This window comes from Streptomyces sp. bgisy130 (assembly GCF_057708345.1).
On record NZ_JBYISA010000002.1, the window covers coordinates 219,536 to 241,961 of the forward strand.

Annotated in this window: 16 protein-coding genes and 1 pseudogene; 5 read left to right on the top strand and 12 right to left on the bottom strand. The window is 72.5% G+C overall.

Features of this window, described 5'->3' with window-relative positions; genetic code table 11:
* Positions 1 to 27: 27 nt before the first annotated feature.
* From AC3EUV_RS03700 to AC3EUV_RS03720, 5 genes are all read right to left on the bottom strand, one after another.
* Positions 28 to 1,056, bottom strand: a complete 1,029-nt coding sequence (locus tag AC3EUV_RS03700; protein WP_432145691.1) for a zinc-dependent alcohol dehydrogenase family protein — start codon at positions 1,054 to 1,056, stop codon at positions 28 to 30.
* A 128-nt stretch (positions 1,057 to 1,184) separates the two neighbouring features.
* Positions 1,185 to 1,415 carry a hypothetical protein gene (locus tag AC3EUV_RS03705; RefSeq protein WP_432145690.1) on the bottom strand — a complete coding sequence of 77 codons (231 nt, stop codon included), beginning with the start codon at positions 1,413 to 1,415 and terminating at the stop codon, positions 1,185 to 1,187.
* A 102-nt stretch (positions 1,416 to 1,517) separates the two neighbouring features.
* Entirely contained in the window at positions 1,518 to 1,955 is a 438-nt protein-coding gene (locus tag AC3EUV_RS03710) for a hypothetical protein (RefSeq protein ID WP_432145689.1), read from the bottom strand.
* 178 nt (positions 1,956 to 2,133) lie between these two features.
* Positions 2,134 to 3,114: a hypothetical protein gene (locus tag AC3EUV_RS03715; protein ID WP_432145688.1), complete on the bottom strand. Its 981-nt coding sequence runs from the start codon at positions 3,112 to 3,114 to the stop codon at positions 2,134 to 2,136.
* Between the two features lie 132 nt (positions 3,115 to 3,246).
* On the bottom strand, positions 3,247 to 4,710 hold the full coding sequence (locus AC3EUV_RS03720; RefSeq protein ID WP_432145687.1) for an amino acid permease: 1,464 nt from the start codon (positions 4,708 to 4,710) through the stop codon (positions 3,247 to 3,249).
* A gap of 738 nt (positions 4,711 to 5,448) precedes the next feature.
* On the opposite strand from AC3EUV_RS03720, the gene AC3EUV_RS03725 reads away from it, so the two are divergent.
* Positions 5,449 to 6,843 (top strand): NAD-binding protein, encoded by a 1,395-nt coding sequence (locus AC3EUV_RS03725; RefSeq protein ID WP_435602131.1) that lies wholly within the window; start codon positions 5,449 to 5,451, stop codon positions 6,841 to 6,843.
* A gap of 49 nt (positions 6,844 to 6,892) precedes the next feature.
* Here the strand turns inward: AC3EUV_RS03725 and AC3EUV_RS03730 are convergent, their stop codons facing one another.
* The 3 genes from AC3EUV_RS03730 to AC3EUV_RS03740 form a co-directional block, all read right to left on the bottom strand.
* Positions 6,893 to 9,370 carry a SpoIIE family protein phosphatase gene (locus AC3EUV_RS03730; protein ID WP_435602132.1) on the bottom strand — a complete coding sequence of 826 codons (2,478 nt, stop codon included), beginning with the start codon at positions 9,368 to 9,370 and terminating at the stop codon, positions 6,893 to 6,895.
* Positions 9,371 to 9,535: 165 nt separating this feature from the next.
* Entirely contained in the window at positions 9,536 to 11,167 is a 1,632-nt protein-coding gene (locus AC3EUV_RS03735; protein ID WP_432145684.1) for a helix-turn-helix domain-containing protein, read from the bottom strand.
* Positions 11,168 to 11,390: 223 nt separating this feature from the next.
* On the bottom strand, positions 11,391 to 12,623 hold the full coding sequence (locus AC3EUV_RS03740; protein ID WP_435602271.1) for an acyltransferase family protein: 1,233 nt from the start codon (positions 12,621 to 12,623) through the stop codon (positions 11,391 to 11,393).
* A 476-nt stretch (positions 12,624 to 13,099) separates the two neighbouring features.
* Here AC3EUV_RS03740 and AC3EUV_RS03745 point away from each other — a divergent pair, with 476 nt between their 5' ends.
* From AC3EUV_RS03745 to AC3EUV_RS03755, 3 genes and pseudogenes are all read left to right on the top strand, one after another.
* Complete coding sequence (locus tag AC3EUV_RS03745; RefSeq protein WP_432145683.1) at positions 13,100 to 13,933, top strand: undecaprenyl-diphosphate phosphatase; 834 nt, start codon at positions 13,100 to 13,102, stop codon at positions 13,931 to 13,933.
* A gap of 715 nt (positions 13,934 to 14,648) precedes the next feature.
* Positions 14,649 to 14,777 (top strand): annotated as a pseudogene (locus AC3EUV_RS03750) (SpoIIE family protein phosphatase); the annotation flags it as partial.
* Between the two features lie 333 nt (positions 14,778 to 15,110).
* Positions 15,111 to 16,457, top strand: a complete 1,347-nt coding sequence (locus AC3EUV_RS03755) for a DUF5685 family protein (RefSeq protein WP_432145680.1) — start codon at positions 15,111 to 15,113, stop codon at positions 16,455 to 16,457.
* A gap of 150 nt (positions 16,458 to 16,607) precedes the next feature.
* Here the strand turns inward: AC3EUV_RS03755 and AC3EUV_RS03760 are convergent, their stop codons facing one another.
* Complete coding sequence (locus AC3EUV_RS03760) at positions 16,608 to 17,435, bottom strand: hypothetical protein (protein WP_432145679.1); 828 nt, start codon at positions 17,433 to 17,435, stop codon at positions 16,608 to 16,610.
* Positions 17,435 to 18,715, bottom strand: a complete 1,281-nt coding sequence (locus tag AC3EUV_RS03765; RefSeq protein ID WP_435602134.1) for a VWA domain-containing protein — start codon at positions 18,713 to 18,715, stop codon at positions 17,435 to 17,437. Before AC3EUV_RS03765 ends, AC3EUV_RS03760 begins: the two co-directional genes overlap by 1 nt.
* Before the next feature lie 452 nt (positions 18,716 to 19,167).
* On the opposite strand from AC3EUV_RS03765, the gene AC3EUV_RS03770 reads away from it, so the two are divergent.
* Positions 19,168 to 20,025, top strand: a complete 858-nt coding sequence (locus tag AC3EUV_RS03770; protein WP_432145677.1) for a fumarylacetoacetate hydrolase family protein — start codon at positions 19,168 to 19,170, stop codon at positions 20,023 to 20,025.
* A 15-nt stretch (positions 20,026 to 20,040) separates the two neighbouring features.
* Here AC3EUV_RS03770 and AC3EUV_RS03775 read toward each other — a convergent pair whose 3' ends face one another.
* Entirely contained in the window at positions 20,041 to 20,886 is an 846-nt protein-coding gene (locus AC3EUV_RS03775) for an IclR family transcriptional regulator (protein ID WP_435602135.1), read from the bottom strand.
* Between the two features lie 296 nt (positions 20,887 to 21,182).
* Entirely contained in the window at positions 21,183 to 22,364 is a 1,182-nt protein-coding gene (locus tag AC3EUV_RS03780; RefSeq protein ID WP_435602136.1) for a MalY/PatB family protein, read from the bottom strand.
* Positions 22,365 to 22,426: the final 62 nt, after the last annotated feature.

Below are 22,426 nucleotides of genomic sequence, written 5' to 3' on the forward strand. Positions count from 1 at the left end.
GCGGCCCGGCGGCCGCCTCGTCCCCGGTCAGCCGGGCGTCAGCACCGCGGCCCCGTGAACCCGGTCCGCGGCCAGGTCCGCGAGCGCCTCCGGGGCGCGGCTCAACGGGTAGCGGCTGACGGTGACATGGATGCCGATCCTCGCCGCGGTCGCCAGGAACTCACGGCCGTCCTCCCGGGTATTGGAGGTCACGCTGCACAGATTCCGCTCGTAGAAGAGATGGCGCTGATAGGTGAGCGGCGGGATGTCGGTGAGGTGGATACCGGCCACGGCGAGGGTGCCGGAGCGGTCCAGCGCCTCCAGCGCCACCGGCACCAGATCGCCCACCGGCGCGAAGAGAATCGCCGAGTCCAGTAGCTCGGGCGGCCGGTCGTAGGCGTCGCCGGCCGAGGACGCGCCCAGTTCCAGGGCGAGTTCACGGGCCTGCGCGGAGCGGGTCAGGACATGGACGGTGGCTCCTTCGGCCAGGGCGACCTGTGCGGCCAGGTGTGCCGAGGCGCCGAAGCCGTAGATGCCGAGGCGGCCACCGGCAGGCAGCGCGCTGCGGCGCAGCGCGCGGTAGCCGATGATCCCGGCGCACAACAGCGGTGCCAGCAGCGTCGCGTCCTCGGTGTCCGGGAGCGGATAGGCGTAGTCCGCGGGGACGAGGGCGGCTTCGGCGAAGCCGCCGTCGGCGTCCCAGCCGGTGTACACGGAGGCCGGACAGAGGTTCTCGTGGCCCGCGCGGCAGTAGCGGCAGGCTCCGCAGGTACCGCGCAGCCAGGCCCCGCCGACCCGGTCCCCGGCCCGGAACCGGGTCACTGCCGCGCCGGTGGCGGTCACCCGGCCGACGATCTCATGGCCCGGTGCGGTCGACGGGCGGTGCGGGGGCAGGTCGCCCTCCGCCAGGTGCAGATCCGTACGGCAGACACCGCACGCCTCCACCCCGAGCAACAGCTCATCGGGGCCCGGCTCGGGGACGGGGCGGCGGACCGACGCCAGCGGCCCGGAGGCAACCGGGCCAGGGTGCCGGACGGCCCACCCGGACAGGGAGTCCGGGCCTGCATCGGGGGCCATGACTCCAGGATGGCGCCCACCGGGGAGCCGGACAAACGGTGCGCTGCCGGGGCCTGCCGCCGCGCGGCGAATCCGGCCGAGCGGCGGCACACCCCGGCCAACGAGCCGCCGGTGTCCGGGCGCCCGACTCAGCCGATGAGCGTGCTCAGCTTCCGCATCAGCCTGGCGAGCGGATGCCTCTTCTCGGCCGGGGGAGCGGGGGCGGCGGCGGTTTCCGGCGGTTCGACCGGCGGGGGTGCCGGGCTGTGCGAGCGCTGCGCCGGAGGCTGGTCCGTGGGGGGCTTGGCGTGCTTGGTGCGGGTGCGTGCGGCCTCGGCGCGGACGAGCGCGCCAAGAGCGGCAAAGACGTCGAGGGGCATGCCGGATCTCCTGCGGTGGTGGTCCCGAGAGCTGATGACGGCAGGCCGCGGTCGCCCCGGGCCCCGGTGCGGGGAGGGGTGGGCGGATGCGGCCGGGCCCGCTCAGCAGCGCAGGATGGCCACGCGCTTCGGCGATGCGGGGGCGGCGGTGGTGACGACAGCCGTGGTGGAGGCGTTCTCCGACGCGCCGATGGTTTCCTCGACGAGGGAGTCCCCGAGCGCCTTGCCCCCGGCGCCCGTGGGGATCTGATGGCGGAGATGGCAGGCCGAGGCGTCGCACTTACGCCGGACGCCGCTGCCCGGATGCTTCCCGCCGCCCTCGGTGGACGCCAGCACCGGCCCCGCCGGAAGACAGGGCCGCCCGGCCGGGACCGTCACGGCCGGCGGGCCGCTCTGGAGACGGCAGCCGGCCTCGGTCATCAGGGCTTCGTGGGAGCCGGTGGTGAGTGCGGCGTGCAGCAGGGCCAGTAACGCGAGCAACACCAGCACGCGCCAGCCGCCGCTTGCCGCCGAGCGGCCGGTGCTGACGGTGTTGCGCATGCGGATCTCCCAACCCTCTTCCAGGAGGGGATCCCCTGGAAGGGGTGGCGGCACGCCAGATACGCCACAAGGGGCGACAAAACCACCCGTTCCGGCTATCTGCCCGCAACGTGCGCACCGCGCTTCGTACGCATGTCCGCTCTGCGCGCGGTGGGTTGACCGTTGTCGGGGCGGCCCTTCAGCGCCGTCGGCCCGTGGAGCCGCCGTCGGGGTCGCCGGTCGCGTAGCGGCCGTGATAGTGCGAGAACCGCTCCAGCGCGTCCCCGTCCATGCTCCACGGCCAGGGGGTCACCACGCCGCCGGTGGCCCGCAGCGTGGTCCCGGCCTCGGTCGTCCGTCCGGCCTTGATCAGGGCGTACGCCAGCAGGTTGAGATCGGCCAGGGCCGCCGCGTGGGTCAGGAACCCCGGGCCCGGCCAGAAGTGCGCCGCATGGTCAAGGGCCTTGGCGGCGTCGGGCCGCCGCCAGATCTCCCCGGCGCCGAGGGCCATCAGACCGCCGCCGACCACCGCTCGCTGGTGGCTGGCGATGAGCGCGGTGAGCTCCAGCCCGGCGGCGGGGGCATCGGGCGGCATGCCGGCACGGACACCGTCGAGCAGATCCAGGACCAGTGCGCTGGAGCCGCACTCGTCCGGTGACAGATACCCCAGCGCCTGGAGATGCGCCTCGCGGTTCCACGGGTCGCGGGCCTTGATCTCGCGCCAGATCGCCGACAGCTCCGTGGAGGGACGCTGCTCCAGGCGGAGCGTGGCCAGGTACAGGGTCCACGGTGTGGGGTCGGCGGGGAGCATGTCGGCCGCGAGCCGGCAGGTCTCACGGGTCTCGTACAGATCGACGCCGGAGCCCTCCTGCCGCGCCTGCATCAGATCCGACCAGGCGTGCAGCAGCAGCGCGTTCTGGTCCTGCGGGTTGTGCTGCCGCCAGATGCCGGGCAGCGACCGCCCCGCGGCCCGGGCGAGCACCGCCAGCCGGTGGGCCTTGCGGTCCCAGTCCTGGCCCGCCTCGTTGATCACGTCCGCCATCGAGGCCATCACGGCGGTGTCCAGCGAACCACGGGACCAGCACGTCTCGACGCGGCGCCGGACCTGTCCCAGTGTGCGGTCGTCGAGCTCGGGGACCAGGCGGGGAAGGCTGCCTTTGCGGCGTCTGAAGACGGGCATCTGTTCGGGGGGCCTTCCGTTGGTGGGTCGTATACGGAGCTGAGCGGCAGTGTTGCCGAGAGTGGCGCTCAGGCGAGACTACGGGCAGGGGTATGCATAGGCATACCCCTGCCCGTATGGCAGACCGTTCGGTCAGCGGGAGGTGACGGCCTCCTTCTCCGGAGCGCCGCGGCCGAGCCGCTCGCGGACCAGGGAGACCGCGACGACCACGATGGCGAGCAGCACCGACAGCACGACCTGGATCCGGCCGCCGCCCTCACTGTCGTCGGTGAGCATGTAGACCAGCACGAACGAGATCATCGCGATCGTCGCCCAGGTCAGGTACGGGAAGAGCCACATCCGCACGATCAGCTTGTCGGGGTTCTCGCGCTGGATGATGCCGCGCATCCGCAGCTGCGAGAAGCAGATGACCAGCCAGACGAACAGCGCGACCGCGCCGGACGAGTTCAGCAGGAACTGGAAGACCGTGGTCGGCCACAGGTAGTTGAAGCCGACCGCGATGAAGCCGAAGACGACGGAGGCGATGATCGCGGCCTGCGGGACGCCCCGCGAGTTCGTCCGGGCGAAGGCCTTCGGGGCGTCGCCGCGCTGGCCGAGCGAGAAGGCCATCCGGGAGGCGGTGTAGAGGCCGGAGTTGAGGCAGGAGAGCACCGCGGTCAGCACGATGACGTTCATGATCTGGCCGGCGTGCGGGATGCCTATGGAGTCGAGGGCCGCGACGTACGAGCCGTGCTTGGCGATCGACGGGTCGTTCCACGGCAGCAGGGAGACGACCACGAGGATCGAGCCGAGGTAGAAGATGCCGACCCGCCAGATGACGCTCTTGGTGGCCTTGGTGACCGCGCGCTGCGGGTCCTCGGACTCACCGGCGGCGAGGGTGACGATCTCGCTGCCCATGAAGGAGAAGACGACCATCAGCACACCGGTGAGGATCGCGCTGGGGCCGTTCGGCAGGAAGCCGCCATGGGAGGTGAGGTTGGCGAAGCCGGTCGCCGCGTTGTCGGAGCCGGGCAGCACACCGAAGATCGCCAGACCGCCGATGACGATGAAGGCGGCGATGGCGACGACCTTGATGCCGGCGAACCAGAACTCGAACTCACCGAACGAGGAGACCGAGGCGAGGTTGGTGGCGGTGAGCACGACCATCACGATCAGCGCCCAGGCCCACTGCGGGACGGCCGGGACCCAGCTGGTGAGGATGGCGGCACCGGCGGTCGCCTCCACGGCGAGCACCACGACCCAGAAGAACCAGTACAGCCAGCCGATCGAGAAGCCGGCCCAGCGGCCGAGCGCCCGGTCCGCGTAGGCGGAGAACGAGCCGGAGGTCGGGTTGGCGGCCGCCATCTCACCGAGCATCCGCATCACGAACACGACCAGCGCGCCGACCAGGGCGTACGACAGCAGGATGCCGGGGCCGGCCGCGGCGATGCCGGAGGCGGAGCCCACGAAGAGGCCGGCGCCGATGACCCCACCCACGGCGATCATGGACAGATGGCGGTTCTTGAGGCCCGACTGAAGACCTGACTGCTGCGGAGACTGCCCGTGCCCCGGCGGAGCGGGCGGAGCGGCCACGGGGCTGGGGGGAGGTGTAGTCATCTTCGACATCCATTGAGGGTTGGAGGGGTCATGCACGTGGTGACTGCTGGGATCGCCTCGACAGTTGGACGCACGAAAGGGCCGGGTGCTGGTGATGGCGATCGTGGCCCTGACGATGTGCGAAGGCGCGGTGAGTGACCGTGGCCTTCGGATGCCTGCGCGGGTGGGGGAGCGCTTCTTTGCGCCGCCGCGCTACTGCCCGTCCTCCTTGTGAGAGGTGAGCCGCATCACGTCCGGATTGGGATTTGCGTAAGCGTATGTGGCGGTGCGCGGCGGCGTATTTGTGAGACCGGACAAATTCGCCCCCGATGGCTGTCCGTTCGGCTAATGCGGAGAGGCGGAACGGCGGATTCGCCCGGGGACGCACGGAGAGATCCGGCGGCGCCGACGGCTCGCCGAGCCCGTCCCGGCGGGCATCGGGGCGGGGCTGGTGCGGACGGACAACGCCGTCGGCGAAGCCTTGGCCGACGGAACAGACGCCCCGGACCGCCCGCGCTCTAGCGTGAGTTCGGCCCTGGGGCCTGGTGACCGGCCCCGCCGCCGGCCGACGAGCAAGGGGACTCCATGGCCACCCTTCCCTCCGCCCGACAGACCCGGACCGCTCCCGCGACCGCGACCTCACCCACACCACCAGGGGTGGGCGACCGCCGCGCGTCGGAGGACGGAATGTCATGTGAACGGCGCGGTGAACCTCCGGAGTCACACCCCGCGGAACTGCCGGGCGAAAGCGGGGAAGTCATGGCAAATCAGACAGAACGGGACGCCGGGATCGTGGTGATCGGCGCGACGACGCTGGCGCGCCGGGTCTGTGCCTCCCTGGGGGAGAGCGGGCACCCGGTCGACCACCTCGCCGCGCCGGACGACCAGGACCTCCGCCGGGCCCTCGCCACACCGCCGGCCGCCATCGCGGTCCTGGTGGGCGACGATCTGTCCGCGCTCCGCTACGCCCTCGCCGTACGCCATGTCTGCGACTCCGTCCGGATCGTCGTCACCGTCTTCGACCGCACAGTGGCGCAGCAGCTCCGGCTGCTGCTGCGCGACTGTGTGCCGGTCTCGCCCGCCGACCTCCTGGCGCCGACGCTGGCCGGACTGTGCGTCGACCCCGACGCGCTGGCCGTATGGGACGACGGGCAGGGGGCGGTCGCGGTCCGCCCGCGGGAGGACCGGCTGGTGGAGACGGCGTGGCGGGCGAGCCCGGCCGCCCGGCGCCGGGCACTGCTGGGACGGCTGCGGGGGCAGTTGCAGCCCCATGACGCGGACGCCCGGCTGCTGCTCATCGGGCTGCTGGGCATCGTGACCGTCCTGGTCCTGGACTGGATCTGGCTGGTGGGCGTGTTCCACAAGCCGGTCAGCACCGCGTTCCTGGAGGCCGCCCGGGTGGTGGCGGGCGTGGGTCCGGCCGCGCCGCACGACGGCCATCCCGGGTACGAGGTGGTGTCCGGCGTGGCGATGCTGGTGACCGTGGGATTCACCGCGCTGCTGACCGCGGGCATCGTGGACCGGCTGTTCGGCCCGCGGCTGGTCGGAGTCCTCGGGCCGAGGGTGCTGCCGCGGGCCGGTCACGTCATCGTGGTGGGGCTGGGCCAGGTCGGCCTGCGCCTGTGCCAGACCCTGCGGCAGCTGGGGGTTCCGGTCGTCGGGGTCGAGCGCGAGCCCGCCGCCCCGAACCTGCGTCTCGCGCGGTCGATGGGGATACCCGTGGTGCTGGCGCACGGGGAGGACCGTGCGGTGCTGGCGCGGCTGGGCCTGGGGCGGGCCAGCGCGCTGGCCGCCGTCGGCTCCGATGAGCTGGACAACATCGCCGTGGCGGTCGCCGCCCACGGTGTGGCACCCGATATCCGGGTGGTGCTGCGGGCCGGTGAGGACGAGGCGACCGCCGAGACCCGCGCGCTGCTGCCCCTCGGGCTGACCCGCGACATCGTCAGGACCAGCGCGGCTTTCGTGACCGCCCAGCTGACCGCCGGGCGGGCCGGTGCGGCGCCACACCGCGTGGTGGCCGGCACCGACTGCGACTATGTCGAGCTGCCCGGACGCGGTCTCGTCCGCTGGCCCGTCCCGGACGGGGACGACTGCGGCCATGTGCCCGGCGGGGGCGAGCGCGACAGCGTGCGGAGCGCTCTGGGGGCGGGCTGAGCGGCCCTGGGACGCCCGGATGCCCTGGATGTCCGTCCGCGAGCCCGCCTCAGTCCTCCTCGTCGGCGCCGCCCGCGTCGGACGGCAGGCTCTGCTCGGTCCAGAGGACCTTGCCGGTCGGGGTGTAGCGGGTGCCCCATCGCCGGGTGAGCTGCGCGACGATGAACAGTCCGCGGCCGCCCTCGTCGGTGGTCCGGGCATGGCGCAGGCGCGGCGAGGTGCTGCTGGCGTCGGAGACCTCGCAGATCAGGACGTCCTGCCGGATCAGACGCAGGGTGATCGGCCCGGAGGCGTGGCGGATGGCGTTGGTGACCAGTTCGCTGACGATCAGCTCCGTGGTGAACAGCAGAGCGTCCATGCCCCACTCGGTCAGCTGTTGGTCGGCGAGGCCACGGGCGGTGCCGACGACGGCCGGATCGCAGGTCAGCTCCCAGGAGGCGACCCGTTGCGCGTCCAGGGCGTGGGTCCGGGCGAGGAGCAGCGCGGCGTCGTCGGACGGCGGGCCGGTCAGCAGAGTCTTGATCACATTCCCGCCGAGCTCCTTCAGCGTCTCCCCGGGCACCGAGAGGACCCGGCTCAGCCGGGACAGCCCGACCTCGATGTCCTGGTCGCGGGTCTCGATCAGCCCGTTGGTGTAGAGCGCGATCAGGCTGCCCTCGGCCGGTTCCACCTCGACGGCTTCAAAGGGCAGCGACCCGAGGCCGAGCGGCGGCCCGGCGGGCAGGTCCGGGCAGTCCACGGCGCCGTCGGGGCCGACGATCAGGGGCGGCAGATGGCCGGCCCGCGCCATGCTGCACCGCCGGCTGACCGGGTCGTAGACGGCGTACAGACAGGTGGCGCCCATGAACGTCGAGGCCACACTCGGGTTCCCGGCGTCCGCCGCCGGGTCGGCACGGTGCGTCTTGACCAGGCCGATGACCAGGTCGTCCAGACGGGCCAGCAGTTCATCGGGCGGCAGATCCAGATTCGCCAGTGTGCGGACGGCGGTACGCAGCCGCCCCATGGTGGCCGCGGCATTGATGCCGTGTCCGACCACATCCCCGACGACCAGGGCGACCCGCGCCCCGGACAGCGGGATCACATCGAACCAGTCGCCGCCCACCCCGCTCGGCGCGTCCGCCGGGAAGTACCACGACGCCACCTCCAGCGCGGACCCGCCGGTCAGCTCGTGCGGCAGCAGATTCTGCTGCATCACCCGGGCCGCGGACCGCTCACGGGTGAAACGGCGCGCGTTGTCAATACACACCGCGGCCCGCGCGACCAGCTCCTCGGCCAGCTGGACGTCGTCCGCCTCGAAGGGCCCCAGACGGCGGGACCGGAAGAAGGTCGCCGCGCCCAGGGTGATGCCACGGGCCTGCACCGGCGCCACCATCACCGAACGGAAACCGAACTCCCGGATGACGGCGGCCCGCACCGGGTCCTCGGTGACCCAGGCACTCGTGGTGAGGTCCAGGACCGGCTCCACCAGGGACGCGCCCTTGAGCAGACAGCGGGCGATCGGTGACGAGGGGGACCGCTGGACGGCTTCCCCCACGGCCAGAACGGCCTCCGGGCAGCCCTCGTGGACCGACTGCTGACCGCAGCGGCGCAGGGTGGGGGTGCTGTCGACCGGTCCGGGCACCGGCTCCTCGCCCCGGAGAACCGAATCCAGCAGATCGACGGCGACGAAGTCGGCGAGCGCCGGCACGGCGACATCGGCCAGTTCCTGTGCGGTCCGGGTGACATCGAGCGTGCTGCCGATCCGGACGCTGGCGTCGTTCAGAAGGGCCAGACGCTCCTGCGCCCGCCAGCGTTCGGTGACATCGATGACCATGTACCAGAGGCCGATCCGCCGGCCCTGGGGGTCCGACAGTCCGAAGAAGGACGCCGAGTAGGCGCGTTCCTGGTGGGGGTCCGCATAGGTGGGGCTGCGGAATTCATAGTCCATCACCGGCGACCCGGTCCTCAGGACCCGCAGCATCCGCTCCTCGAACGCCTCGGCCTCCCTCCTCGGCAGGATCTCGTGCACCTGCTTGCCGAGCCGCTGGTCCAGGGGGATCAGACGCTCCAGTACGTCGTTCACCCAGACGTACCGCAGGTCGGTGTCGAGCACGGCCATGCCGACCGGGGCATGCGCCAGGAACGGTTCGAGCATCAGCTGGTTCACCCCGCCGCCCGGCACCCGCCACTCCTCCATGGCGAGGACGGACCACCGCTCGGCGCCGGCGCCGTCGAGCACGGGTGTGACCTGCACCGCCAGCTGCACCTCCCGGCCGTCCCGGTGGCGCGCCGCGACCGAGCCGCCCCAGCCGTCCCCCGCCCGGCACCACCGGGCCACCGAGGCCACCCGCAACTCGTCGCCCGGTATCGCCAGCAGCTCCGCGGCGGGGTGGTGCAGGATTTCCGCGGCCGGATAGCCGAGCAGCCGCTCCGCCGCCCTGGTCCAGGCCACGATCCGGCCGTGGCCGTCCAGTTCGGTGGTGGCCGCCTTCGCGATATCGCACGCGCGGTCCGAGGCACCCGGCAGGGCATTTTCCGCACTCATCATCGCCAGCCCGTCAGCTGAATGGAGCAGTATCGCCCAGTTTAGGAGAACGGCTGACTATCGGCGGTGCGGCGGATTCAGGTGCCCGGATACCGGAGCCCGTGGCTCAGCCGCCCGGCGCGGCGTCCCGGCCGGGCCGTCGCGCCACCGGCCGCCGCGCGCCCCACTTCAGCCGGCGGACGGCAGCCGCAGCTGGAGCATGGCCAGCAGCCGCTGATCCGGGCGGCTGAGGTCGAGACCGGTCAGGTCCTCGGCCCGGCGGATCCGGTAGCGCAGCGTGTTGGGGTGCACATGCAGCTCGGTGGCGGCGGCCCGTACGTCACCGAAGGCGTTCAGATAGGCGAGCACGGTCTCGGCCAACTGCCCCTGGTTGCGGCTGTCATGGGTCACCAGGGCGGTCAGCCGGGGGTCGCGCATCTCGGGGTGCGCCGACAGCAGCGCCAGCACCTCGCTGACGAGTACCTCCGCCTGGATGTCCGGCAGCGCGGCGACCGTGGTGGCGACCCCGACGCTCAGCATGGCGTCCAGGATCCGGTCCGCCTCCCGGCGCGACTCGGGAATCTCCCCGAGGCCCGGCACGATGCAGCCGACGGAGCCGCGCAGCGACAGGCCCAGGTGGCGGCCGGCCGCGTCGGTGATCTCCTGGCCCCAGCCGCGCAGCGTGCCGGTGTCGATGCTGCGCGGCAGCTGCGGCAGCAGCACATAGATCCGCGCGTCGACCTGGGTGACCACGGAGCTGCTGTGCCGGGCGGCGGTGTGCACCGAGATCAGGTTGCTGACCTCGCCGCGGGTCAGCTCCGGCGGGGTGGCCTCGGCCGTCCCGTACGAGAAGCCCAGTACGGCGGCCGGGCGGGCCGCGTCCAGGGCCAGATGGCTCGCCAGCGGCTGCGACCCGGTGCTGCCCTCCAGCAGCCCGGCCGCGAGCGTACGGGTCAGTGTCAGGTCGGCGGAGAGCTCCCGGCGGCGGCGTACCAGATGCAGGGCGGCGACCCGGGCCGCGCCCAGCAGCGCCTGGTCCGCGCGCTCGGTCAGTGGCGTGGAGCCCTCCTGCACCCAGATGACGCCCAGCTGCCGTTCCCCGGACCGAATGGCCACCGCGAGCCGCCGGCGGATCCCCAGCTCGGGGTGGGCATCGATGTTGATCACTTCGTCGGAGGTGTGCAGCCGCTGGAACACGCCCCACTCGCGCAGCCGCGACAGATACGCCTCCGGGCCGTGCCACCCCAGGATGGACCGCCGCCGCAGGTCATCGACCTCGTCGTCGTCGGCGGATCGGGAGTAGGCCAGCACGCGGTTGGCGGTGTCCTCGATGCTGACGATGCCGCCGGTGAGGATGGCGGTGGTCTGGGCGAGCGCGAACAGGTCGCCTTCCTCGGCCCCCTCACCGGGGCGCCCCAGTGGCGCACTCTCCAGCGCCGCGCGGGCCAGCGCGTCCACCTGCTCCCAGCGCGCTTCGCTCCGTACGGACAGCAGCGCGATGCCCGCCTCGACGGCGGTCGCAGTGAGCGCCGCGGCCTGCCCGGGAGCGTCCAGCTTGACCGCCACGGCGGCGGCTCCGTCGCGTCCGCCGGCCCGCAGTGCCGGGAACGCCGCGCGCCCCCGGGCTCCTATCGCGAGGATCAGCTCGCCGGGGCGGGCCATCGGCGGGTCCTCGGGGTCGAGCAGTGCGACGCTGCGGATCTCGACGTCCAGCCCGTCGGGCGCGGTCTGGAGCTCCACCAGGGGCTCGCCCAGCGACATCAGCAACTGGCGCAGGCTGATGCCCGTAGGGGGTGGCGGTGCCGCGGCAGCTGGATCCATGATCGGCGCCTCTGCAGGGTTCGGGTGGCCGGGGCTCATGGGCCTGCCGGCTCTCTCGCAGGACGTCCGATCGTGTGCTGTCAAGTACTCGACCGGCCCATGAGGGAGCCACCACCGCAGGTATGAGCCACGCCAACAGTACTGATGCTATCCGCCGGGGCGATCCTGGCCCTGGAGCGGACGAGGCACCGAAGATCCCCTACTAGGGGGCACCCGAGATCCCTTAGGGCGCCGCCTGCTTCTCCGTCGTCTGCTTCCCGGCCGCCTGTTTCCCGGCAGGGGGCGCCGCCCCACCGGTCCGGGGCTCCGCTCTGAACGCCCATGTCATCTTCGGCTCCATCACGCAGCGGAAGACCCGCTGCACCGGCCGTGTGCACAGCAGCGTCACGACCGCTGCGGCGATGAAGGTGACGGCGATGGCGCCCCACGGGGTGCGGACCCAGCCGGTGTCGTACCAGTCCCACCAGCGGGAGCCCTTGGCGAGGAAGCCGTGCAGCAGATAGCCGTAGAGCGTGCCGGCGCCCAGCGCGGTGCACCACATCCGGCGGCCCGGCACCCAGGCCAGGAAGCACGCCGTCAGCACCAGCGAGCAGCCGAACATGGCGAGCTGCATCAGCGCACCGACCCACCACGGAGCGCCCAGGTTCTCGGCGCTGTCCGTGTGGTAGAACCAGGCGTCGTTCATCCGGGGCACGGCCCAGTACGCGAAGACCAGCGCCACCGCCAGGACGGGCACCGCGGCGATCCGCACCGGCCAGCGGCGCACCAGGCTGAAGTGCTCCGCCTTCAGACACATACCGAGGACGAAGAACGGCAGGAATTGCAGCACCCGCTGGAGGTCCAGCTCGGTGCCGACGTCCGGGGACGCGGAAGCCGCGATGGCGATCACGAGGGCCAAAGGCACCGGCCAGCGCACGATCCGCCACAACGGAGCGGTGAGCCGCCAGATGAACAGGGCCGCCAGGAACCAGGTGAGGAACCACGGATCCAGCAGGCTGACCGTGAAACTCGGGATGTCACCGGCCCAGTACCGGAAGAGCGCGAAGGCCGTCTGGAAGACGACGAACGGGACGGCGACACCGGTGAGCAGCCGCTGGAGCCGGTCGCGGCGCAGGTCGAAACTGCGCGAGAAATAGCCGGAGATGACGGTGAAGGCCGGCATGTGGAAGGCGTACACGAAGAGATACAGCGACGCCGCGCTCCGGCTGCCGTGGTAGTACGGCTCCCAGGCGTGCCCGAGCGCCACCAGGACGATGGCCAGGTATTTGGCGTTGTCGAAGAACGCGTCGCGCTGTTTGGCCGGGGAGGGCGGCTTGGCCGGGGCGGGCGGCTTGAACGGGGCGGGCGGCGCCGGTTCGCCCGGGGCGTCGGCGGAGGTGCGTGCCGGGGTGGCGGGCGGCTCGGTGGGGGTGACCCGACTGGTGCCCTGCTGGGCGGAGGACCGGGGAGCGGGGATCACGACACGGCCTCCCAGCAGTCCGTCGGCCGCCGTGGCTCTCTTGCCGTGCTGGTGGAGGTGATGGTCATGGCGATCACGGTGAGCGGCATACCGGCTCCTCGGGTGGACTGCTGCGGACGGGGAGGAGCCCTGCGGCGTGCCGTTCCTCCCCCTGGTCGTCTACAGTGCTGTAGACCGTCGGTGAACTGTAGACGCCGGGACGCGCGGGGCGCACCCCGGCCCGGCACCGCGGAAGCGGCGACACGGCCCAATGCCCGGCCGTCCACGCCCTGTTCACCCTTGGCCCACGGCTCCTTCATCCGTATCGGATCCCGGTGGCCCGCCGCCACTGGATGCCGCAGTCGTGATCCTTCTCTCGCCGGCCCTGCCCGCGGAGCGTCGCGCTTCGGCCGGACCGCGAGCGCGCCAGTACAGTCCCTGTGTGCCGCGGCGCCCCCACGCCCACCGATTCCCCCTCACCCGGAATGGACCCCATGAGCGCGATCAGCATCGGCCAAGCCGTCGTCCTCGGAGCCGTCGAGGGGGTGACGGAATTCCTGCCGGTCTCCTCCACCGGCCACCTCAAGATCGTCGAGGGGCTGATGGGTATCCCGGTCGGCGACAAGGCCGTCGTCGCGTTCTCCGCGGTCATCCAGGTCGGCGCGATCGCCGCGGCACTCGCCTACTTCTTCAAGGACATCGTGCGCATCATGGGCGCCTGGTTCCGCGGACTGCGCGACCGTGAGGAGCGCTACCACCACGACTACAAGTTCGCCTGGTGGGTGATCTACGCGACCCTCCCGATCGTCGCGGTCGGCCTGGCCGCCAAGCCGCTGATCGAAGGCCCGCTCGCCTCGCTCTGGGTGGTGGCCGGCTCGCTGATCGTCGGCAGCGGCGTGATGTGGGCGGCGGACCGGAGGGGCCGCCACAAGCGCGGGGAGGACGACACCTCGCTCAAGGACGCCATGTGGGTCGGCTGCTCACAGATCCTCGCGCTCCTCTTCCCCGGCTTCTCCCGCTCCGGCGCGACCATGTCCACTGCGCTGCTGCTCGACCTGGAGCGGGTCGCGGCCACCCGGCTGTCCTTCTTCCTCGGCATCCCGGCCCTCACCGGCGCCGGGATCTACGAGCTGAAGGACGCCATCGGCACCGGCGCCGCCGTCGCCCCGCTGGCCATCGGCACCGTCGTCTCCTTCGGCGTCGCCTACGCCTCGATCGCCTGGCTGCTGAAGTTCGTGGCCAAGCACTCCTTCAACTCCTTTGTCCTCTACCGGATCCTCGTCGGAGCGCTGCTCTTCGGACTGCTGGGCGCGGGCGTCCTCAGCTGACGGTCACCAGGGGCCCGGCCGACGGTGGCGCCCGGCCGCACGGAGGTCCGGCGCGGCCGCCGCGCCGGGCCGTGATGCCGGGTTGCTGATGGTATGGGTGCATGAGGAGCGCCCGCCCGCGGCGTGCCGCAGTGGCCTGGAGGTGGCCTTGTCGAACCGGGACGGCGCGGAGACGGACCCGGACACCGAGCACGCCGGTGTCCTGGCCCGTTTGCACACGGTGGAAGAGGCCGCCGAGCAGATCGGCACGGCCCTGGACGAGCGGACCACCTGTGCCGAGCTGGCCCGCTTCCTGTGCCGGCACCTGTGTGACGCCGCGGCCGTGGACCTGCTCACCGGGAAGGGCACCGGCGGCCGGACCCCGTCCCCGGAAGCGCTCACCCGCGTCGCGACGGCCGGCCTGGTCAAGGTGCTGGAGGCGCAGTTCCCGGACGGGGACGCGCCCTTGGTGCGGGCGCTGGACGAGGAGCGGCCGGTCACCGCGGCGGCGGTGCTGCCGGGCGGTCGCGCCGTCCAGACCGTGGCCGCGCCGCTCCTGGCGTACGGCCGGCGCTACGGTGTGCTGCTCGCCCTGCGCGCGGGCGGCAGCTTTTCCGGGCAGGAGACCGCCACCGTGCGGCATCTGGCGCGCCTGACCGCCACCCGGCTCGCCCACGCCCGCCGCCATGCCGCCGGGCCATCTCCCCCCCCGGCGGTCATCGGCCCCGAGGGCGCCGCCGGTCTGGTCGACGTCCCCGTCGGCCCGCCCCTGGGCACCGGGGCCGGGGGCTACGAACTCGTCACCCGCGCCCTCACCCCCACAGAGACCCTGCTGATGTTCACCGACGGGCTCATCGAGCGCCGCGCGACGAATCCGGAAGCCGGCTGAACGATCGCGCCGCACGGTGCGTATCTCAGGGTGAGCCGAGGGATTTTCCCCGATTCCCGGCTCGGCCCTGGTTTTGCCTGTGAGCCCGGGCCGCGCGGTCGCTCCGCCTCTGCTACCCCCTGGCAGAGGGGGAGCGACCGCCCTCCCCATAGATGCGGGCCCAGCCGGTCCCATGACGGGACGTCAGCACCGGAACCCCGTATCAGGGGCAAGTGTCCAGGTCAGCGGCGCACTCGATACGCTTTTTCGGCCGCCGCCGGCCGCGGTCCGCCCAGGCCGGCCCATGCCGACTTCTTACGGGGTTTCCATATGTTCGGAATCGTCAGGCCCTGCACCCATCGCCTGTCCCAAGGGCTCAAAGCGGAGTGGATGGCCCATCTGTGCGGCCTCTGTCTCGCGCTGCGTGGCGATCACGGGCAGTTCGCCCGGGTCGTCACGAACTACGACGGGCTGATCGTCTCGGTGCTGACGGATGCTCAGTCGGCCCCCGCGCAGGCCCGCCGCCGTACCGCCGGACCCTGCCCGCTGCGGGGGATGCGGACCGCGTCGGTGGCGAAGGGCGAGGGCGCGCGGCTGGCGGCCTCGGTGTCCCTCGTGCTCGCCTCGGCGAAGATACGTGACCATGTCGCCGACCGGAACGGCATGTTGCGCCGCCGGCCGGTGGCCGCCGCCGCGCGCAAGGTCGCCGCGGGCTGGGACCGGGCCGGGGCGCGCACCGGCGCCACTCTCGGCTTCGACACCGCGGTGCTGGTCGACGCGGTCGACCGGCAGGTGGGCATCGAGGAACTGGCCGGTCCCGGGACGCCGTTGACGGTCATCACCGAACCGACCGAGACGGCGACCGCCGCGGCGTTCGCCCATACCGCCGTGTTGGCGGGCCGGCCGGGCAACGCCGCACCCCTGGCCGAGGCCGGCCGGTTCTTCGGCCGGCTGGCCCATCTCCTCGACGCCGTGGAGGACCGCACCGCGGACGCCACCGAGGGCGCCTGGAACCCGCTCACCGCCACCGGCGCCACCGCCGCGCAGGCCCGCCGGCTGTGCGACGACGCCCTGCACGGCATCCGTCTCGCCCTGCGCGAGGTGGAGTTCACCGACTCCGGCCTGGTGCATGTGCTGTTGGTGCATGAGCTGCGCCGGTCGGTGGACCGGGCCTTCGGCACCGCCGCCTGCTCCCATCAGGGACACGGCGCGCCGGGCCCGTACGGCGGCCAGGGCGGCAACCCCTACGGGAACGGATCCGGTCAGCCCGCCCCGTACGGCCGGCCCCCGCAGTACGGCCAGTCCCCGCAGTACGGCCAGGCGCCGGCCGGCGGCCCGTACGCCCAGGGCGGGCAGCAGCTGAACGGGCCGCAGACCCCTTACCACGGTGGCCAGCAGCCCCCGGGTGGTCCGGGCGGTGGCGACGGCGGCGGCTCGGGCGGTGGCGGCGGTGGGCTGCCGCAGTTCCCGCAGCAGCCGAAGAAGCCCCGTGGTTTCTTCGCCGGCTGCGCGGCCGCCATCGGGCTGTGCTGCACCTGCCGGCTGTGCTGTGCCGAGGAGTTCGAGGGCCCGTGGTCGCGCAAGAAGCGCGAGGGGTGCTGTCACAACTGCGATTGCGACGGCTGCGGGTGCGAATGCCTCGGCTGCTGTGAATGCCTCAGCTGCTGCAACTGCTGAGCACTCGCCTCCGTGGCTGAGCGCTGACCGTGCCGCACTCGGCGCAACGCCTGAGCGCTGACGGCGCCGCACCGGCCGCGGCCGGCTCCCCGCATCGGAGAAATCCGGTGCGGGGCGGCCACGGCACGGTGCCCTGGCCGCCCCGGTCGGTCAGGCGCCCGGCGGCAGGTGGGACGGGCGGCCGGAGCCCCGGGTGAAGCGGTAGCCGGCGATACCGGCGAGGGCCGCGAGCACCCCGCCCACCGCGGTCCAGATCCAGCGGTCGGACCACCAGCCCGAGGACCAGCCGCCGTCCGGCTCACCGAGGGCCGCGGAGGCCCCGGGGGCGCTGCTCTCCTCGGCCTGCGGTGTCGCGGCGGCGGCGCCGGGCACCAGGGGCGCGGCGAGGCTGCCGTCGACCGCATGGGCACCGCCCATGTCCGCCGTGGTGGCGTCGATCTCGGCGCGTACCGGCAGCCCGAGGTCGTCCTTCGGCAGGTCGATGACCGTCAGCCGCAGGTAATAGCTGCCCGGCAGCGGGTCGTTCGCCCACGGTTCCGCCCAGGCGCGGACCGTGCGCAAGGTGCAGGACAGTTCGACGGAACCGGCGTCCGGTGCCGCCTTCCTGGTCTGCGCGCCGTACATACACGCCTGGCGGCGGCGCAGCCCGTCGTAGACATCGAGCTGCCAGGTGGCGGCGCCGTGCCGGGTGGCCTGCGGGAGCGTCACCTTGGCCTTCACGGTGGCGCGCTGTCCCGCGTCGACGGGCAGCACCCAGTAGAGGTAGTCGCCGGTGGAGGCGCTGGCCGTGGCCCGCTGGTCCGGCTTGATGGCGGTGGCGGTACGGAAGGAGGTGCCGGCCTCGGTCGGAGCGGCCGCCTCCGCATCGGCGCCGGCGCTCGTGCTGGGGGAGGGGCTGTCGGCGACGGCGGATCCCGCCAGGCCGAGGAGCCCCGCGCTCGCCAGCACGGCCGTCATCAGGGTGCGTAGAGCGCGCATCAGTTGGTCCTCCAGACGGTGACACGCCAACGGGAGATCCAGCCCCACAGCAGACCGGCCACCAGGCCCGTGAGCACCAGGGCGATCAGGTACCACCAGCCGTGGCCGAGACCGAAGAAGGCCGCGTCGGAGGCGTCGTCGGGACCGTCCACCAGGTCGACGGTCAGTTCGACCGGCAGGCCCGGGTCGGTCTTGACCGAGGCGGGTGCCGAGAAGGAGTTGCTGACCTGGAGGCAGACGGTCTCCGTCGCCGGCTTGTCCGTATCGTCATCGTCCGAGGACGTGAGCGGCGGTTTGGGGTAGCGCAGTCCGGAAGAGATCACATCCGTACGGCCGTCACCGGCCTCCGCACCACGGACGATCTCCCGGCCGTGCACGGTCGAGGCGCGCAGCAGCACCCCGTAGTCGTTGTTGACCGCGCGGTCGGCGGCGATGCTCACCGAAGCCCGCAGTTCCTGGCCGGGCCGGACCGCCACCCGGTACCAGCGGTGCTCGGCGAACTTCTCCCGGTCGGTGTAGAGACCGGCCTTGAGCTCCGGGGCGCCGGCGCACTCCTGGGCGCCCTCGGCCGGCTTCGGAGTGACGACGGGACGGGCGGCGCGGTCGACCAACTGGTGGACGCGGTCCCGGAGTTCCTTGGTGTGCTGGACCGAGGTGTAGGTACCGCCGGTCGCCTCCGCGATACAGCTCAGCTGGTTGCGGGTCTTGGCGTCCGGCAGCAGGCCGAGGGTGTCGACGGTGAGGTGGATGCCCTTGGCGGCGATGTCCCGGGCCACCTGGCAGGGGTCGAGCGGGGCGCAGGTGTCCTCGCCGTCCGTGATGAGGACGATCCGGCGGGACCCGTCGCCGCCCTTGAGGTCGTCGGCCGCGCCCAGCAGGGCGGGCCCGATGGGCGTCCAGCCGGTGGGTGCGAGGGTGGCCACCGCGGTCTTCGCCTCGGTCCGGTCGAGCGGTCCGACCGGGTAGAGCTGCCGGGTGTCCTTGCAGCCGACCTTCCGGTCCTCGCCTCGGTAGTTGGCGCCGAGGGTACGTATGCCGAGCTGGACATCCTCCGGCACGGCGTCCAGTACCTCGTTGAACGCCTGCTTCGCGGCGGCCATCCGGCTCTGCCCGTCGATGTCCCGGGCCCGCATCGAGCCGCTGACATCGAGCGTCAACTCGACCTTGGGGGAAGACTTCGCCGCCGGTTCAGCGGCGACGGCAGGTGTGGGGAGCAGCCCGGCGGCTAGCGCGGCGAGCAGGCCGCACACCCCGGCCGCCAGCCGTTTTCTTGTGATCATTGCCGGATCGTATGGAGAAACGCCGCGCACTCCAAAACGGCCTCAAGGGCGGTGCGCGGAACGGCCGGCGGCGGCCCCGGCAGCCGACGGTGCCGAAGGGTCCCGGACCGCCGCCCGCCGTGCTTCGCGGTGTCGTCCGGCCGTCGCGCCCTTCCCCGCATTTCCAGGAGATCCGGTCGTTGCGGCCGACCGGTGGTCTCCCGTACGGTCAACACATTGCGTCTCACTGGATGGTGTCGAGTCCCAATTAATGGGACACGCCTTGTTGTTGAGGAGTAAATCATGTCACGGACCACCCAGGGGCGGGGCCGAGATGCGGATCCCCGCTTATCCGAACGCACGGTGCCCGGCGTCATAGGCGCGTACGGGGCGCTGCCCCACCCCGACGCTTCCTCCGCATCTGCCGAGCGCCCCGCCGCAGCCGCGACGGGGCGCCGTACCTGGAGAGCCCCATGTATCTGGCCACCCTCACCCATCAGGGGCGCGACCGGCTCGCCGGCCGGCTGGCCCCGCAGGACCCCTGGCGGCTGGCACCGCCCTATATCTCCCTGGCGGAGGTCATCGCCGGCGGCACCCTGCCGTGGTCGTGGGGCCAACTGCCCACCGGGGCCGACCTCGTGCCGGCCCTGCCGTACCGGCCGGGAGCGCTGTACGGAGTCGGGCTGAACTACCGGGACGCCATAGCGGAGCGGGGCAGGGAACGCCCCGCCGAGCCCTGCCTCTTCCCCAAGCTCTCCTCCAGCGTCATCGGCAGCGGCGAGGCGGTCGTCATCGATCCGGAACTGACCCAACGCGTAGACTGGGAAACGGAGTTGGCGGTCATCATCGGCACCGAGGCCCGGCAGGTGTCCGAGGCGGACGCGCTGCGGTACGTCTTCGGCTACACCGTCGCCAACGACATCTCCGCCCGCGACCTCCAGGAACGCGACGGACAGTGGCTGCGGGGCAAGGGCCTGGACACCTTCTGCCCCTTCGGGCCGGTGCTGGTGACCGCAGACGAGATACCGGACCCGCAGCGGCTGCGGATCCGTACCCGGGTCAACGGCGAGACGGTGCAGGACGGTTCGACGGCCGACATGGTCTTCGGTGTCCCGGCGCTGATCGCCTACCTCAGCCGGTTCTTCACCCTGCGGCCCGGTGATGTGGTGCTGACCGGAACCCCGGCGGGCAGCGGCGACTACATGCGGCCGCCGCGCGCCCTGCGGCCGGGCGATCTGCTGGAGTCGGAGGTGGAGGGAATCGGGCGGCTGACCAACCCGGTGCGCAGCACCGTGCCCGATGGTGCCGGGGAGTGCGTCGCCGTGCCTTAGGGGGCGGCGTTCGGATCAATGGCGGGACGTTGCGGACGCGCCGTGGGTCCCGGGCGGCAAGTAGCCCAGCGCCGCGGAGAGTTCCCGGCACACCTGCGCCACCACCGGCCCGTAGGTCGGCACCAGCGGCGCCATACGTTCGGCCACACCGGCCACGCTGATACAGGCGACCGGCATCCCGGTGTGGTCGTAGACGGCGGCGCCGCAGCAGCAGCTCGACTCGTCGAAGTCCCGCAGGTCCTGGGACCAGCCACGCTCCCGGGTGCGCTCGACCTCGGCATGCACCTCCGAGACGGTGGCCGCGGACACCGGCGATATCGGGTCGCGGACCAGCTCGATCAGGGTGTCCGTCAGCTTCTGCGGCGGCAGCGCGGCCAGATAGGCGCGGCCCAGCGAGCTGGAGTGCAGGGGGCGGGAGGCGCCCAGCTCCGCGGTCACCACGGCCGGCCGGGTGCCGCGCTCGCGGTGAACGAACACCATGGTCAGGCCGTTGGGCACGCCGAGGCTGACGGTTTCCTGGGTGAGCTCGGCGAGCTTGCGCAGCGCGGGCGCCGCGGTATCGCGCAGATTGGTCGAGGTCACCGCCGCGGACGCCAGCCGGACCGCCGTCGGCCCCAACTGCCATTGCCCCGCGGCCGGGGTGTGGGTCAGCCAGCCCTGCTCCTCCAGGCGGTCGACGAGACGGTACGCCGTGCTCCGGGTCAGCCCCAGCGCCTGCGCGATCTCCGGAGTCGAGACACCGCGGTTCCCCGCCACATGGGTCAGGATCGCCAGCCCCCGGTCCAGCGCGCCCGCGGCCCGCTCACCCGGACCCCCGCCTCCGGGGTTCCGGCCGGTGCCCGGCGCCACTGACTCGCTCATCGTCGTCCTCGGCCCTTCCGGTAACGCGCTTCGGATCCGACTGGTCGAGTGACACTACCGACCCAATTCCGGCGCTGTCACTGGGACTTGTCCGTGCCGTGCGGCGGGCCTTGCCGTGCCGTGCGGCCGTTGCCGCGCCCCGGATCCCGCAATGAACGAGATCATGTCCTAATGAGTGGGAATCCCGCAAGGTGCGCCAACGAGGGCGCGGAGGCCGGGGCCGCCGGATCAGGACGCTCACCGACCGCTTGAGCACGGGGCCGAGCCGACCGCGCGGCGGCCCCCGCCCCATCGTGTCAGCCCACCGCCGCGGCCATCCGCCGTACTGCCTCGGTGAGCAGACCGGGTGACGTCGCCAGGTTGAGCCGGACGTGACCGGCGCCGCCGGTGCCGAAGCTCGTACCGGGGCTGAGAGCCACCCGGCCGCGGGCGAGAAAGGCCGCCGCGGGGTCGTCACCGAGCCCCAGCGGGCGGCAGTCGAGCCAGGCGAGATAGGTCCCGGCCGCGGGGCGGTAGCGGACCTGGGGGAGCCGGTCGGCCAGCAGGTCAGCGAGCAGCCGGCGGTTGTCGTCGATCCCGGCGCGCACCGCGTCGAGCCAGTCGCGGCCGTCCCGCAGGGCGGCGGTGTGGGCGATGATGCCGACGTGGCTGGGGCCGTGGCTGACCTCTTCCGGGAGGCGGGCCAGATCGTCGGCCGCGGCCGTCCCGGCGACGGCGACCGCGGCCTTGAGACCGGCCAGATTCCACGCCTTCGAGGCCGACATCAGCGCCAGCCCGTTCTCCGCCCCGGGCACGCTCAAATAGGGCACGAAGGCGGCGTCGTGCGCCACCACGGGCGCATGGATCTCGTCGGAGACGACCCGGATGCCGTACCGGTCCGCCAGCGCCGCGATGGCGGTCAGCTCCTCGGCGCTGTGCACGGTGCCGGTGGGATTGTGCGGGCTGCACAACAGGTACGCGGCCCGGCCGCCGCCCGCCGTGGCATGCCGGAACGCCGCCTCCAGCGAGGCGAAGTCGATCCGCAGATCCCCGCCCAGCGGTGCCTCCACCACACGCCGGTCCATATGCGTCACGAACTGGTAGAACGGCGGGTAGACAGGGCAGTTGACGACCACCGGTTCGCCCGGCCCGGTGATCAGCTTGAGCATCTCGACGATGCCCAGCATCACGTCCGGCACGATCGCCGTGCGCTCCACGGCGAGCCCGTCCCAGCCCCACCGTGTGCGGGCGAAGTCGGCGAGCGCCCCGGCGTACGCGTTCCCCGCCGGATAGCCGGTGTCGCCGAGCGCGACCGCGTCCGTGATGGCCCGGGCGACCGGCGCGGCCAGCGGTACGTCCATCTCCGCCACCCACAGCGGCAGCACATCCTCCGGGTAAGTGCGCCACTTCATGCTCGTACGCCGGCGCAGTGCGTCGAGGGAGAGCCGGTGCAGCGGGTTGGGGTTGTCGTCGGGGGTGTCACGCGGCGCGCTGTCCATGAGCCCAAAATAGGCAGGTTCCCCGGAGAAGGGCAGGGGCGCGGAGGCATCGGGCTATCGGG